Annotated in this window: 8 protein-coding genes; 1 reads left to right on the forward strand and 7 read right to left on the reverse strand. The window is 62.3% G+C overall.

The window, feature by feature from the left end; translation table 11 throughout:
* Window positions 1–119: 119 nt before the first annotated feature.
* Window positions 120–6062, forward strand: coding sequence for a hypothetical protein (locus DN745_RS01580; protein WP_111331523.1), 5943 nt, complete (start codon window positions 120–122; stop codon window positions 6060–6062).
* Between the two features lie 106 nt (window positions 6063–6168).
* Here the strand turns inward: DN745_RS01580 and DN745_RS01585 are convergent, their stop codons facing one another.
* The 7 genes from DN745_RS01585 to DN745_RS01615 form a co-directional block, all read right to left on the reverse strand.
* A complete protein-coding gene (locus DN745_RS01585; RefSeq protein ID WP_111331525.1) occupies window positions 6169–7158 on the reverse strand; it encodes an alpha/beta hydrolase in 990 nt (329 codons plus the stop codon).
* A 24-nt stretch (window positions 7159–7182) separates the two neighbouring features.
* The gene (locus DN745_RS01590; protein ID WP_111331527.1) at window positions 7183–8037 is read right to left on the reverse strand and encodes a hypothetical protein; all 855 of its coding nucleotides are present in this window, start codon (window positions 8035–8037) and stop codon (window positions 7183–7185) included.
* An 18-nt stretch (window positions 8038–8055) separates the two neighbouring features.
* A complete protein-coding gene (locus tag DN745_RS01595; RefSeq protein WP_111331529.1) occupies window positions 8056–9831 on the reverse strand; it encodes a serine/threonine protein kinase in 1776 nt (591 codons plus the stop codon).
* Window positions 9832–9962: 131 nt separating this feature from the next.
* The gene (locus tag DN745_RS01600) at window positions 9963–11075 is read right to left on the reverse strand and encodes a 6-phosphofructokinase (RefSeq protein WP_111331531.1); all 1113 of its coding nucleotides are present in this window, start codon (window positions 11073–11075) and stop codon (window positions 9963–9965) included.
* A 34-nt stretch (window positions 11076–11109) separates the two neighbouring features.
* A complete protein-coding gene (locus tag DN745_RS01605) occupies window positions 11110–13056 on the reverse strand; it encodes a CBS domain-containing protein (protein WP_111331533.1) in 1947 nt (648 codons plus the stop codon).
* A gap of 144 nt (window positions 13057–13200) precedes the next feature.
* Complete coding sequence (locus tag DN745_RS01610; protein WP_133621688.1) at window positions 13201–14571, reverse strand: MgtC/SapB family protein; 1371 nt, start codon at window positions 14569–14571, stop codon at window positions 13201–13203.
* A gap of 33 nt (window positions 14572–14604) precedes the next feature.
* Window positions 14605–15171, reverse strand: a complete 567-nt coding sequence (locus DN745_RS01615) for a CxxC-x17-CxxC domain-containing protein (protein WP_111331537.1) — start codon at window positions 15169–15171, stop codon at window positions 14605–14607.
* Window positions 15172–15444 lie beyond the last annotated feature (273 nt).

A 15444-nucleotide genomic window follows, 5' to 3' on the forward strand; every position in this document is an offset into this window, starting at 1 on the left:
TGAAAGTAAAGAGGAATATGGTAGTGTGCGGCGTTATTCCTTTCGCCCTAATTTATATTAGGGTGATTTATATATCAAACCACCTTGAAAGGTTTAAGATGAGCCGTAGATTGCATTTAATGAGCGGGTTTCGATTTGCGAAGGCGCTTCTGTTGACCTCGCTTCTGGCTGCCGCGCTTTCTTTGAGCGCGTGTAGCGATAATGACGAATGCGTGGGCAGTGCGTGTGACCCTGAACCGGTTGATTGCACCAGCAATATAGACTGTGAACTCGGCACGTATTGCGGCCCAGACTTCGTGTGTATCGAAGACCCGTGCGACGAAAATACCTGTGAGCGCGGCACCTGTACCCGTGGCTCGACGGTCTGCCAGAGCAAGGCTTCTTGCGAAGAAGAAACCGCCGATGTCGATTGTGTATTTGGCGATATTTGCCAGCTTGGCACCTGCATGAACGAGCAGACTTTCTGCGAAGCGCTCAATTGCAAACGCGGCGTCTGTAACTACGACGAGCAAAAGTGTGTCGCCGCAGAAAATTGCGATGGCGACTCCGATCTGTGCATGGAGGGGAGCTTTTGTAACGACATGGGACAATGCGCGCCGGATCTTTGCGTGGTCAATGAGGTCGAGTGCGCCGACGGTGGTGTCTGCGTTCCCTCGCTGGGCGAATGCGCCAACCCCGACACCTGTAGCTCGAATAATGATTGCCTGGACAATCATATCTGCGTGCTCGAGTCCGGCTCGCTGGGCTCGTGCCTGCTCAAAGACGCCGCGTGCGGCGACGGCCCGGGCGACGGCGGCTGCTACGGCAATAAGACCTGTGAATACGACCCGATCTCGCAATTGGTCGCCTGCCAGGAGCAGTCGACCTGTGAGACCGCGCTCGATTGTAACGACGGTCGCGAGTGTATTTCGCGCCAATGCCAACCCGCGACGGCCTGTGTGCCCGATGCTTTTGAGCCGAATAACACCGAAGCTGAGGCGACTGATTTCCTCGCCGAGGCCTCCGACTATCGTCTGGCCGCAACGATGTGCGCCGCCGATAGCGATTATTTCCTGGTCGACGCGCTCAGCCTGAGCAACGGTTTGACCGAGGGCGCGCTGCTGATCGACGTGCAATATGAGCAGCGTGATATCGGGCTTGGTGGCGTTGAACTCGAGGTCTTCGACCCTGCCGGCGAGAGCCTGGCGGTCGAGAATAGCGGGCAATTCGGGGTCAACGGCTCGGTAGCTGCGCTGGTGCGCCTGAGCACCATCGCCTCGGGCAATTACCTCGTGCGCGTGAGCGCCGCCGACGACGTGGCCGAGGCCGGAATTAACTATACGATGAGCGCGAGCTTCTCGACGGTGGAGACCCAGGAAGCGTGCATGAACGCGATTCCGCTGGTGCCGGGCTCCGCGCCGGTGTCCGGCAATACCTCGTCTGGGGCGAGCACGGCGATGGGTTCGCTTTGCGCGGGGACCGACAACCCGGCGCCTGAGGTTATCTATAGCTTCGAGATCGAAGAGCGCAGCGCGGTGAGCATCTATGTGATCCCGAACTCCTCTTCGACCAAATTGACCGCGAGCATCCGACGCGCGTGCGCCCTCGACAGCAGCGAAGTCGCCTGTCAGGCAGATGTCTCCAATATGAGTGACTCGCTCTCGCCGCTGCTTGAGCCGGGCATCTATTATTTGATCGTTCAGGGCCTCAACGGTTCCTCGGGCGGCGGGTTTAAGGTGTCGATGGGTATCGGCGGGGTCGTGTGTACGCCGGCGAGCAATGCCTGCATCGATGAGAACACCGCGAGCATTTGCTCGGACGCCGGGACGGTCCTTGAGGAAGTATCGTGCGCTGCGGGTTGTGACCCGGAGACCAAGGATTGCCGTCGCGTCGAAGGCGACCTGTGCTCGCAGGCGATTGAGAAATCCGAACCCTTCACGGCGACGATTAATTGGGCCGATTACCGCCCCGATATCAGCCTGAGCGCCAGCAGCAGCGCGTGTGTGCCCGCGCACGAAGGCCAGAATAACACCGGCGGAGCGGAGGCGGTCTGGGCCGTGACGATCCCGCCCGGAAAAGTGCTCGACGCCACGCTGACGCTGCCGAGCGGCGAGTTCGGGTCGATGTATATTATGAATAGTTGTATTGACCCGTCGCTTTCCTGCGAGATCGGCGCGAACCGTGGAAACGTGAGCACCGAGCGAATTGGCTACGCCAACGACACCGCCGCGGACGAGACCGTGTACCTGGTCGCCGACAGTAGCTCCTTTGTGACGATGACTTCGGCGACCCTGGACGTCCAATTCAACGATGTCGCCTGTGACCCGGCTGAGAAATCGCGCTGTGACCTCGACGGAAATATCGAGAAGTGTAATCCCTGGGGCACTCAATATGATGTCATCACCGACTGTAATTTCGGCTGCACCGACAGCCCCACGGGCGGCAACGCGAGCTGCTCGGGCCCGACAAATAATACCTGTAGCCAGCCGTTTGCGCTGACCAGCGGCGTGCCGGTGAGCGGTAATTTCAGCGACTACTCCCACGACAATAAGCCTGCCAGTAGCTGCAGCTCCTCGACGGCCAACGGCCCCGAAGCCGTGTATGTCATCACGACGACCGTGCCGAATACCAAAGTGCACGCCGAGGTGGTGACCTCGAAGGACGCGGTTATCTATTCGAGCCAATCGTGCGCCATCGGAGATCCGGCAGAGCAAACCTGCGTGGCTTCGAGCGACATCCCCGAGTGGATCGAGTTTATGGCGCCGACCCCCGGCGACTATTATATCTTCGTGGACACCTGGAGCTCGATCACCACTGATGGGGACTTCACGGTCACCGCGACGCTGACCGAGCCGTCCTGCGTGCCGGGTGAGTCGCTGAGCTGCGCGAGCAATACGACCCTGGAGGTCTGTGATTCCGAGGGCTTCCCGACGGTGCAGCCGTGCCGCGCAGACTGCCTCAATGGTGAGTGTGTGATCGAGACCGGTGATACCTGCGAGGACCCGCTTGTGCTGACTCCGGGAACCACCGTGACCGGCGACACCGGCCAATTCTATCCGGACTATACGCTCTCCTCGAATAGCTGCACCGGCAAGAGCACGCGCGGCAATGATATGGTCTATCAGATTGAGACCACCCAGCCCGGCCAGATTATCGATGTGGAGTTGGTGCAGAGCAGCTTCAACGCAGCGCTTTACGTGACCCAAGAGTGCGTGAGCACTGGCGGCGAGCCCAGTTGCCTGATTGGTCAGGACCTGGGAGCGTCCGAGAACGAGCATCTGACCTTCGTGGCGCACGACGCCGGCGTCTATTTTGTCCACGTGGGCGCGAGCAGCGTGTCCGCCTCGGGCACCTTCGAGATGAAGGCCGATGTGCGCACCCCGACCTGTACGCCGGGCGAGACCCTCGGTTGTGCTGGCGACGAGCTGGAGTTCTGCGGTCCGCTGGGCGAAGTCGTGAACTACGCCTGCAGCAGCACCTGCACCGCCGGCGCCTGCGATGCCCCCAGCGGGGACGTCTGTCAGGAGCCAGTGGTCGTGTTCCACGGCGAGACCGTGGGCGGCAGCGTCAACGACACCGGCAGCACGAATAGCCTGGAGCTCAACAGCGGAAAGAATAACCAATGCCTCAACGGCACATCCAAGACGATCGGTAAGGAGAATATCTACCGCATCGACCTGCTCGCCGGGGAGCTGCTCACGATTGAGATGGACGGCGAGAAGTCCTCGCTGGTCTCTTATATCTCGGAGTCCTGTGTCGCCGCCGCGCAGAAATGTCAGAGCGTCGACTCCAACGGTAAAGATGGTCTGCTGCAATATTACGCGCAGGCTGACGGCAGCGTGTTCCTTGTGGTCGACGCGAGTGATTCGCTCAAAGTCGACTATCAATTCACCGTCGACATCAGCAGCGGCAAGGCGTGCGAGCCCGGCGCCTATCGTTGCGTGGACGCCGATACGCTCGAAGTTTGTAGCGAAGACGGAAGCAGCGTGCTCGCCACGTATATCTGTGCCGAGGGTTGCTCCGCGGGCACCTGCCTGAAAGCCGCCGGTGGAAACACCTGCGATAACGCCACGAATATCGGCGGCGTTGAGCCCCCTAATGTCGGTGCTGGTATCTCGGTGGAAGGCAACTTCGCCGAGCTCAATAACTCGGTGTCGGTCCCGGCCAACGGTTGCACCCGCGCCGAAGGCAAGGGCAGTGACCTGATCTACAAGGTCGACCTCGGAGTCAACGACGTCCTGGAGGCCACCGTGTACTCGCCGAGCGGCGAGGCGCCGATGGCCTATATCCTCACCGACTGCGCCGACACCGACAGCTGCCTGGCCGGTGGTCGCGCCCAAGACGGACTCAACACCAAGCAGAAGGCATATACCCGGTATATGTCCGACTCGGTCCAGACCGTGTACGTGGTCGCCGACAGCGCGAATAGCAACGCCAGCGGCCGCTTCCGCCTGGATATCGCCGTGTCACCTGCGCAGTGTACGCCTGGCGTCACCAGCTGCGTGGACGGCCAGAACGAGGAGTTCTGTGACCAGGGCCGCCTCAACGAGCAATTCTGCATGTACGGCTCCTGCTCCGGCGGCGGTTGTACCGGCGTCGCTCCGGATACCTGCGCAGACGCGCAGATTGTCCCCAACGACGGTCAGGTTCATACCTACCGCGGACTTATCGAAGACCTCAACGACTCGATCGACCTCGGCGAGCAGCTCTATGAGTGTATCGACCTCGGTCCGTCACCGGGCTTCGACGCGGTCTACGCGATTGACCTGAACGCGGGTGAATTCCTCGACGTGAAGGTCGACTCTCCGGCAGATACCATCATCTGGGTGTCTGAGAGCTGCGGCGCGGGCATGGAGAATGCCTGCTCGGGCGGTGTGGATGAGGCAGGCAAGGGCGGCAAGGAATCGCTGCTCTTCGATGTTCGCTACGCCGGCACCTATTATATCATCGTCGACACGGCGAACGCCGACGTCTACGAGGGTGAGTACACCATCGATGTCCAGGTGCGCTCGAATGAGTGCACGTTTGGGGCCGAGGAGTGCGTCGACGGATTCACCAAGCGCCGCTGTAACCGCGACCGCTTGTGGGAGGAGACGGAGTGCTATTACGGCTGCGACGCCGGCGCCTGCATGGACGTTATTGGGGACACCTGTGATGACGCGATTCTGGTCCCGGATGACCGCCAACCGCATACCTTCCGGGGACGGATGGAGGATTATTCGGCGCAGAGCGACATCGCCGCTGGGGAGTCCAGCTGCACCAACGTCGGGACGATCTCCAATGGTCCGGAGGTCTTCTATGCGGTCGATATGAACGCCGGCGACATCGTCGAGGTCGCCTGGACCTCGACCGAGGGTGGTCAGTTGTGGATCGCGACCTCCTGCGACGATTTGCTCGGCACCTGCGGAATGTGGGTTGATGAGCACCCATCTTATTCCAGCGAGAACACCGAGACGATGGTGTATCGCGCCGAGCAAGACGGTACCTATTATATCGTGGGTGATAACTACTACGGCGACACCGACCCAGGTGAGTTCGAGATGCAGATCCATGTGCGCGCACCGGATTGTGACGACGCGACATCTGTCGAAGTGTGTATTGATGCGGAGACCATTCAAGTCTGCAATAACGGGGTCTTCGTTGAGCAGTCGTGTAATTGCCAGGGAGACCGGTGTGTGTCGGGCTGCGACATGGCCGTCGATGTGACCGGCCAGGCGACGAGCGCCGCCGGCGCGACGTTTACCGGCAATTTCGGCATCAACGAAAGCGAGCATGCCGAGTATTGTGGCCAGAGTGCTTTCGACACCAGTGGAGATGAATTCTATTATAGCGTCGATCTCCAGGCGAACGAAACCGTCACGGTTACGGCGACGGCCGACGGCATTACGTATCCGGTGATTACCTTCTTGGATAGTTGTTCGGACATCGCCCTGGATCGCTGCCTGCAGCCGCCCGCGAATGACGAGAGTAGCAGTGTTACCTCTTCGTATACCGCGGCTGGCGCCGAAACGGTGATCATCATGATCGACAATGATTATCCTTCTGCCGGGCATGGATTCACCTTCGATATCAAGATCAACTAAGCCGCTCGGGCTTCGCGGGAGACCGTGAGCCCCGGACAAAAAAATCCCCCGCAATTTATATTGCGGGGGATTTTTTTATGCCCGATATTCGCTGACCTCAGTCGACTTACCCCAGGTGTTCGTCCAGAAATTCAAATTGGTCCTTCCAGCAGCGCTTGGCCTGCTCGCGCCAGACGAACGCGTGAAAGGCATGCACCTCGCCGGGGTAATAGCAGGTGCGATTCGCCACGCCCATCCGGGTCAGCGCGGCGCCCAGACGCCGCGTGTCGTCGAGCAGGATGTCACGGGTGCCGACCGGCAAGAAGAACGCCGGCAGAGGGCGCTGCGGGGCCTGGGCGCGCTCGAAAAAGACCAACGGGTCCGCGAAGTCCAGCGCCGGGTCGGCGGGCGGGTGTTCCGGGCGAAGATAGCCGCGGCTGACCTCCTGGAGGCGGTCCGCCAGAAAGCTGGGGACGCGCTCCTGGGTGGTGAAGCGCTCGATATTGCTGACCTGGTGGATGCCGCAGGCCGCCGCGCTCACCCGGGGCACAACCTCGGTGGCGTAGACCGCGCGCGCAAACGGCTCCTCGCGCTCATAGCAGGCGGCGATGGTCAGGCTGGTGACCAGGTTTGCGCCGGCGGACTCCCCCGCCACGATGACGCGGCTCAGGTCCCCGCCGAGGTCCTCGATATTCTCGCACATCCAGCAATACGCCTGGCAGCTATCCTGGAAAGCGGCCGGAAATGGCTGCTCTTCGGAGAGGCGATAGTTGATATTGACGACCAGATACCCTTTGCGGGCAAATTGCATCGCCATGCCAAAATGGGTGTCTTTGGACAGGATGCGAAAGCCGCCGCCGTGGACGTAAAAAACCACCGGGTGGGGGCCCGGTGAGTCGGTGGGGATGAACAGGTCCAGGGTGTGGGCGGTGTTGCCGGTGCTGATATACGGGATATCTTGCAGGTGGCGCACGCCGTGCTTCTCGGGTTTGCTGCGCGGGTCCAGGCGGACCAGGGCGCCGAGGCCGGCGAAGAGGTTCTTGATCAGGGCCGAGCCTGCCTGCTTTCGCAGCTCGGGCGAGATGATGGGGCGGCGCTTCTGGATGGCGTTTGTCATGAGTAGATGCCTCGAAACCGGGCGTTAATCGAATAGATATGTCAGGCGCACCGTGGCGCCGTCACCGCCGGCCGACAGGTCGATCGAGGCGGTCTCTGCGCCGTCCTCGCTGAGCAAGTCGTAGCTGAGCAGGCCGAGCCCCACCGCGGTGAGGGCGGCGCCCGAGTAGAGCGTGACCAGGCCGACCGTTTGGCGCGCGGCGAGGTCGTCTTTATGGCGTTGATAGGCCTCGGGCGTCGGGGCGTAGGCGGCGGCCTTATAGGCCTCGATATCGTCGCCCATGGAGGCCTCCACATATCCCGCATAGCCCAGAAGGCCCAGGCCGGCCGCGCTCGCCGCGACTCCCGACCACCCGAGGGTCGACAGGGCCGGGCTGCTGGCTTTCTGGGGCTTGGGGATCGGCCGGACTTCATCGCCTGGCTCGACCTGGCTGACCGGCGTGGGTTGCTCCGGCGCGTTGATGTCGTCGACGACGGCGCGCGCCTGCAAGGCGCTTCCCCAGGCGCGAATGCGCGCCATATTGACCGGGACCGCACGCTCCGGCATGCCCTTGGAGCCCGCGGCGCGGAGCGCGGCGGCGTAGGCCTCGTCGATATTTCCCAGGCGTGAGTGCGCCACCGAAATATTATATTGGAGCATTGGATCGGGTTTGTGTTTATAGGCGCTCAGGAACTCGACGATCGCCAGAGCGTAGCGCTCTTCGGAGAAGTACTGGGCGCCCTTGGCGAAGTGCGCCTCGGCCTTTGCGCGCTCCTCTTCGGTGATCGGCGCGTCTTCTTGCGCCGTCGCCGAGGCGGGGAGTGCGACCCCGGCCGCGCCGACAAAGAGGCAGAGTGCGCAGATGATGAGCATCGATTTTTGGGAGCGCCGCTTCGTCATGATCGAGACCCTATGAGGTTAAATGCCGTCGAGGGCGGGAAAAGAAGAGGTCGAAGGCTGGTCCTTTTTAGGTGCCGGTTCGGCGGCCTTCTTGCGACTGGTTTTGCTCTCTTTTGGTTTGACCGTCGTCCGGGTGCGCTCGGTGCGCGCGCGCTTGGGAGCAGCCTTGGGGGCCTGGGGCTCCTTGGCCCGCGCGGGCGCCTCTTCGGCCGCGGTCGCGGTGGTCTCCGAAGCCTTATCGGCCTCGGCTCGGGCATCCTCCTCGGCCCGTTGAGCCTGTCGAGCTTGCTCGCTGGCGCCCAATTGGATGCCCAGGTTGACCACTTCAGCCGCTTCGTCCGGGGCACGCGCAGCCGCGACCTCGGGGATGTTCTGCTGCGGAGCCGTGGGTGCTTCGGGCACCGGGGGGGCGGTCTCGGTGATGGGGCGCAACTCGCGCGTGGGTGTGGTCACCACGGTGTCGCCTGAGCTTTGCGAGGCGCTATAGGCATAAAATAGCCCACCCGCGCCCAGCAGTACCAACAGGGTAATAATCACCAGGAGAGGCATGCGCGACTTGGGCTTGGCGGTCGCCATCGCCGGGATTGTCCCGGAGCTTGAAAACCCGTCGACCGGAGGGGCGGCGTTGGAGAACCCGGTGGTGTTTCGGGGCGACGTGGGCGTATAGACCGGAATGCCACCGGTAGGCGTGGGCGTGTAGGCCGGGACGCCGCCGGTAGGTGTGGGCGTATGCTGCGGTAGCGCGGGCATCCCCGGAGGGCGCTCGGTCTGGGGCAGCGCGGGCATGCCCGCGGGCCGCTCGCCGGAGGGCGCCGGTGCGTCGAACATCTGGCTGTCAAACGACGGCGGGGGCATGCGCACCGTCGCCTTATAATCCTCTTCGGCCTCGGGCGCTGCGGGCGCGTTGACCTCGAAATCGGCCGGGTCCAGGGCGTCGAGCGCGCTCAGGATCTCGTTGGCGGTCTGGAAGCGGCGCTGCTCCGATTTGTGCAACATCCGATTGATGATCGCGCGAAAGCGCGGCGAGAACCCGAGATTGTCGGGCAGCTCAATGGGGTCGTCGGAGACCTGTCGGGTGATGATGCTGACCATCGAGTCCAGCTCGATGGCGCGCTGGCCGGTGAGCAACTCGTAAGCGACCAGCCCCAGGCTATAGATGTCGGTCTGCGGGCCCAGCGGAGTGCCGCGAAGTTGCTCCGGGGCCATATAGCGCGGGGTGCCGATGATCATGCCGGCCTGGGTGAGGTCGCGCCCGGCGCCGTCATCGTCGCCCAGCACGCTCTTGGCGATGCCGAAGTCGAGCACCTTCACCTGGTCGGTGCGCCCGATATGCTCGTAGACCATGATATTGGCGGGCTTGATATCCCGGTGCAGCACGCCCATGGCGTGGGCTTCCTGCAGGCTGGAGAGGCATTGGCGCAGGATCTTCGACGCGCGCTCGGCCGAGATGCGCCCTTCTTTTCGCACCAGGCCGCTCAGGGTAAGCCCGTCGATATACTCAAACACCATATAGAGCAGGGCGTCTTCGGTGCGCCCGTAATCGTACATGATGATGGTATGAGGGTCGCGCAAGGACGCGACCAACTTCGCCTCTCGGCGGAATCGCTCCGCGACCTCCTGGGCGTGCTTGTCGTCGCCGCGCAACCCGGGGCTTAACACCTTGAGCGCGACCTGGCGCCCGAGATCCATCTGCTCCGCAAGATAGATCTGGGCAAAGCCGCCTCGACCGATCACCGAATTGATGCGGTAGCGATTCTGAAATACCCCGCCCGCTTTGGGAAAACTATCCCCCATTATGATTTGCTACCGGTCAAAAAGGGATGCATATATTAGCTCGAAAAGTCGAAATAAACCTAACAGGTAATCGGGGATGCGGCAACTTTGGCCTGCAAAACCGGGCGAATAAATCGATCGTTTAAGCCGTGTTAACTCAGTCGTTTTCCTTCAGGAAGCTGCGCCGGGTCAAGGTGCATCTTCGGGGCGCCAAACGAGGTGCCGACCGCCGCCGCCGCGAGCACGCCCATGGCGTCCGGCGGGACGGTGCGGGTGAGGTTCGCGACCTCTTCGAGCGCCACGCTGGTCATGCGCTGCTCCTGCAAGGCTACCATACGTCCGAACTCTTTGCGCGCGACCAGAGACGCGGCCATGGTGCCGAAGCTGGTCGCCAGCACCCGGTCATAGGCGGTGGGCGGGCCGCCGCGCTGGACATGCCCGAGCACCACGGTGCGGATCTCGCTGCTGATATGCTCGCTGAGCTCGGCCTTGAGCCAATTGGCCACGCCGCCCAGGCGCAGCGGGTCCGGGCTATTGTCGATGCGCTCGCGCACCACCATCTTGCCGTCTTCGGCGGTGGCGCCCTCGGCCACGCAGATGATGGTGAAGCGCTGGCGGTCCTCGCGCGCCTGGCAGACGCGCGCGACCTCTTCGACGGTGAAGGGAATCTCGGGCAGCAGGATCACGTCGGCGCCGCCGGCGATCCCGGCGTGCAAGGCGATCCAACCCGCGTAGCGGCCCATGGTCTCCAGGATCATCACCCGGCTGTGGCTCTGCCCGGTGGTCTGCAGGCGGTCGAGCGCGTCGGTGGCGATGGTCACCGCGGTGTCGAAGCCGAAGGTGCGATCGGTCTGCATCAGGTCGTTGTCGATGGTCTTGGGCACCCCGACGATGTTGAGGCCCATCTGCTGCAGGCGGTGGCAGATCGACATCGTCCCGTCGCCGCCAAGCGCCACCACGCAGTCCAGCCCGAGCTCATCGCAATACCCCTTTACCTCCGCCGACACATCCTCGCCGTCTCGGCCAAAATACGCGAAGGGGTTCGCCTTATTATGGGTGCCAAGGATGGTCCCGCCGCGCGACAAGATTCCGCTGACATCCTTATAGCTCAGCTCCCGGGTGCGCCGCTCGATGAGCCCCAGGAAGCCGTCCTCGATTCCGATCACCGTCGCCCCACACTGGAGCATCAGGCTCTTGGCCACCGCGCGAATCACTGCATTGAGGCCGGGGCAATCGCCGCCGCCAGTAAGAATTCCGACTTTCATATCCACTCTTATTTATGCGTAAAAATTAGTCATCTTAATGCGTGTCAGCGTCCTTTGGACAATCTTTGGGCGCCGAGGCCAGGCGCTCCTCGATGAGCCCCCGAGCAATATGCATAAAATCGCGCTCGGTGACCATCCCAACCAGATGCCCGTCCTCGACCACCGGAAGCCCCGAGATCTGGTGCTCGCGCATCAGCCGGATCGCCTCAAGCGTCGTGGTCTCCGGCGTGATGACGACCAGATCAGTCGTCATGATATCGCGCACCGGAATGGCGGTATCTTCGGAGATAATCCCGGTGGCCAGCAGGCGCAAAAACGCTCGCCGCGTCACCAGCCCGACCAGGCGGTGATTCGTATCCTCGACCGGCACATGGTGCACATGCTGCCATTGCATCACCGCCGCGACCATATCGACGATCTCGTCCTCGTTGACGGTGAAGAGATCGGTCGACATATATTGGCCGACGAATTGGTAATGGTCCTCCCAGGCGGTCTCCTCGGCGACCCGCGCCAGCGGCCACTCATGGGCCGGCTTTTCGCTGTGCTGCTGCTCAATCAGCGCTTGAGTGAGCGTGGTGAGGCGCTCAGCCAGGCTGTGTTTTTTCTTCATCCCATTAAAGGACTTGAGCATCCAGTCGGCGCCGGTTTGCTCGGCGCGCACCCGCTCCTCGATGATCCCCAGGTAGCGCCCGATGTCCTCAGAGTCGACGTTGCCGCGCTGCAACCCTGCCTCGGCCAGCGGTAAGAACGTGTCCAAAATAAGCTCGGGGGTCGGCCGGCGCGCCCCGTCGGTCCAGGTCATCGCCCCCGCCAGGCCGTGGCGCGCCGCGCTGAAGAAGTTATCCTTGGCGTCGGTGAATTCGAGGTGCTTGCTGATATCGCTATATTTGTCGGACACCCCGCTCATCAGCCCGAACCAGAACGCCGCGTTGGCGGTTTCGTCGGCCGGCGTTGGCCCCGCCGGCAGCACCCGATTCTCGATGCGCAGGTGCGGCTTGCCCTCCGAGATGCCGTAGCACGCTCGGTTCCAGCGGTAGACCGTGCCGGTATGCAGCCGAAGCGCCGACAGTTGCGGGGCGCGCCCGGCCTCCAGTGCGGCGAAGGGATCCTCGGCCTCGCCGCCGCTAAAGAGCAGGCGAAAGCGCGAGATATCATCGCGGTAAATTTCGAGCACCGAGTCCTTGATCCAGCGCGACCCGAAGCTCACCCGCGGGTGCATCTCCCGGATGTGAGTGCCCGAGGAGCGGGTGTCGACCGACTGCTGAAATAGCGCGATGCGCGTCTCCTTCCACAGCCGCTTGCCGAAGAGCATCGGGGCGTTGGTCGCCACCGCCAACACCGGCGCCGCGACCGCCTGGGCGATATTATAGAGATGGGCGAACTCGTCGGGCGCGACCTGGAAATGCACCTGGAAGCTCGCGTTACACGCCTCCAACATCACATTATCGTGCTGGACGATAAACTCGTCGGTCCCCTTGATATGGAAGTCGTAGGCCTTGCCGCGCAGCGCCGTCATCGAGTCGTTCAGCGCCCGGTAGCGCGGCTGCGGGGTCATATTTTCAAGCCCGAGGTCCGACTTCTTCATCGTCGGCAAGATCCCCACCAGCGCGACGTCTGCCCCGTGGAGTTGCGCCGCCGCGCGCGAGCGCCGCACCGCCTGGGTAATCTGCGCGTCGAGGTCGCGCAGGCAACGCCCCCCGAACTCCGCGGGCAGCGCGTTGAACTCGATATTGAAGAGCCCAAGCTCCGTGGTGAATTGCGGGTCGTTTAGCTCCGCCAGGACCTGCGGCGAGCAGGTGGCGGCCCGAAATTTATCGTCCACCAGGAACATCTCCTGCTCGGCGCCGATGCGCCGGATGCCGGTCTCAAAGACCCCGTCCTTGAGCATCTGCTCGAGCGCGCGCAGGTCGCGCAGCACGTGGCGCATGAAGTGGCGGCGGTCGTCCTCGCCTTTTCCTTCCTTGATATTCTGCTCACCCATGGTGATGCCTGGATCGAGGGATATATAAGTTGCAAGAGGGGGTTCGTGGGGATGAATGTAGCGCAGAATGCGCAGGCGCGCGAATGGAATCTGCGCGCCGACAGCGAGGCGGCGGCGGCGGCGGGGGGGCGTGAGCGTCGGAAGTCAGCCCAGCAGCGCGAAGACGATGGCGCCGATGATGAAGGTCGGGAGCAGGGCGAGGGCGACGTGCAGGCCGAGCTTTTTGGAGCCCAGCGTCGCGCACATCGTGATCTTGGCCAGCGCGTTGGCCAGGACCGCCAGGATGATCGCGCGGTTCACGATGAGCATCGTCGCCTCGCCGCTCTCCTGCATGCGCGCCAGGGCGATGCTGATCGCGTTGACGCCGGTGAACCCACTGATAAACGAGGCGATATAGGTACCCGACTGCCCGAAGAAGGTGCGGGCGAGGTGGACGACGCCGATGATGAGGATAAACACCAAGCCGAATTTAATGGCCGGCACCAGCCGGAAGGGGTTCGTGATCCCGAGGCTCTCGGAGGTCTCATCCTCGCGGCGCGCCTCGGGGTCATCTTCGCGGGCGGACTCCGGAGTTTTCTGCAGCGAACCGTCAGATTGGCTCGCCTCCTCGGAGGCGGCGCGGCTCATTCTGGGCCAGACGATCGCGGCGATGATGACGCTCGGGGCGCAGATCGCCAGCAGCGGGAGCACCAGGGCGCTGGCCACCGAGAGGTTGACCACCGCGACCGCCAGCAGCAGGCGAATCGGGGTGATGGCGTTGGCGATGACGATGGCAAAAATGGCGGGGACCCGGACCTCGGGGTTATCGTCGGCGGCTTTGACGCGCCCGGCCATCGACAGGGTAACCGCGGTGCTCGAGGCGAGCCCGCCGAGCGCACCGGTCAGCGCGATGCCCTGGCGTTTGCCCATAAAGCGAATGGCAAAATAACCCGCGAAGCTGATCGCGCTAATGAGCACCACCAGGTAGCCCAATTCGCGCGGGTTATAGATATTATCCGGCCCCATCGCCCGGTCAGGAAGCATCGGCAGCAAGACGACCAGGACGAGCAGAAACTTCATGGTCGCCAGGATCTCGACCTGGCTCAGCTTTTCGACCGCCCCGTGGGTATAGGTTTTAATCGAGAGGATCGCCGCGACGATGACGCCGAGCGCGGCGGCCAGCATCGGGTTCGAGGGAACCAGCGCGCCGAGCACGAAGACGATGAGCGCGGCGACCTCGGTGGTGATGCCGGGGATGCCGTCGTGCTCGCGAAATTGGAAGAAGAGGTAGGCTAAGATCATCAGAAAATAGCCGCCCCCGGTCAGATAGATGAGTCCGGGGAACCCGTTGGAGGACGCGACCGCCGAGACGGTTCCCAACAGGCTCGCCAGCGCAAAGGTGCGCACGCCGGTGGAGGAGCGCGAACTCCCCTCCACCCGGTGGCTCTGGCGCTCCAGGCCGACCACCGCGCCCAACGCCAATGAAATCAAGATATTCTGGACGATTTGCCAGTCCAGCATTGTCGTTGGGTCCACGTGTCTTAAGGCTCCCTCATAAATGGTGGGTGATTATTTTTTCTCGCGGCTCTTGCGGATAAACACGGCTGGGCCGACCTTTTCACGGCCTGCAAGGCGCTCGGGACTCGGGATTTCCTGCTCCTTAAAGCAGCGGCCGCATCGGTATTCTTCGTGCGGCTTGGGCTCGAATTTCAGGTAGTCCTCGCGGCCGCAATCGCAGCAACTAAAGCTCCATTCGGCCTGGCTCTCGGCGACCTTTTTCTCGCTGATCTCGGCCCAGCGAGACTCCTCGCCGTGGGTCGCGCGCACGCAACCCGAGCATAAAATATCCTGCAAGGGGATGCCTTTGGGGACATAGTCCAGGGTTTCGTTTTTGCCGCATAGCGCGCATTGAATCGGCAGCATCACGCGCGTGCCGTGCTTGACGCGCGGCGCCTTGGACTCACGCCCCTTCTGAACCCCCTCGCGCTTAAACTTAAAGCACATGCCGCAGAATACATCCTGGTCGGGCTTGGGGCGAAAAGGGACCTTTGATTTATTGCCACACAATGTGCAGACGATTCGATAGGTCTTTTGCGTGGTTTCGATATCTTCTTTGCTGTCGGTTTTGTCCGTCATCCCTTCACTCGCCTTGCTATTCACTTGTCAGATTACAAAATGTCTACGTGTTCGCGCTCCAATTGTGCGCGTGCGCCCGGGGCGCCCGGCCGGCCAAATGCTCTCATAAAGAGGGCTTTGGGGACAAACGCGCGGCCCCGGCTGTTTCTTCCCGCTGCATAGGTCAATACGCATCCATTAAGCAAGTGCGACGATGTGATTTACCGGGATCGTTTGCGGCCCACGCCCCGCGATCGCTCGCCGCGCTCTCAAACGGGTTTATAGTCGGTGGAA

Source organism: Bradymonas sediminis (assembly GCF_003258315.1).
GTDB lineage: Bacteria > Myxococcota_A > Bradymonadia > Bradymonadales > Bradymonadaceae > Bradymonas > Bradymonas sediminis.

Excerpts from the sequence above, each read along its gene's own strand:
- DN745_RS01590 (WP_111331527.1), bottom strand. The coding sequence starts at position 8,037 with ATGACGAAGCGGCGCTCCCAAAAATCGATGCTCATCATCTGCGCACTC.
- DN745_RS01595 (WP_111331529.1), bottom strand. The coding sequence starts at position 9,831 with ATGGGGGATAGTTTTCCCAAAGCGGGCGGGGTATTTCAGAATCGCTAC.
- DN745_RS01600 (WP_111331531.1), bottom strand. The coding sequence starts at position 11,075 with ATGAAAGTCGGAATTCTTACTGGCGGCGGCGATTGCCCCGGCCTCAAT.
- DN745_RS01615 (WP_111331537.1), bottom strand. The coding sequence starts at position 15,171 with ATGACGGACAAAACCGACAGCAAAGAAGATATCGAAACCACGCAAAAG.
- DN745_RS01580 (WP_111331523.1), top strand. The coding sequence starts at position 120 with ATGAGCGGGTTTCGATTTGCGAAGGCGCTTCTGTTGACCTCGCTTCTG.
- DN745_RS01605 (WP_111331533.1), bottom strand. The coding sequence starts at position 13,056 with ATGGGTGAGCAGAATATCAAGGAAGGAAAAGGCGAGGACGACCGCCGC.
- DN745_RS01585 (WP_111331525.1), bottom strand. The coding sequence starts at position 7,158 with ATGACAAACGCCATCCAGAAGCGCCGCCCCATCATCTCGCCCGAGCTG.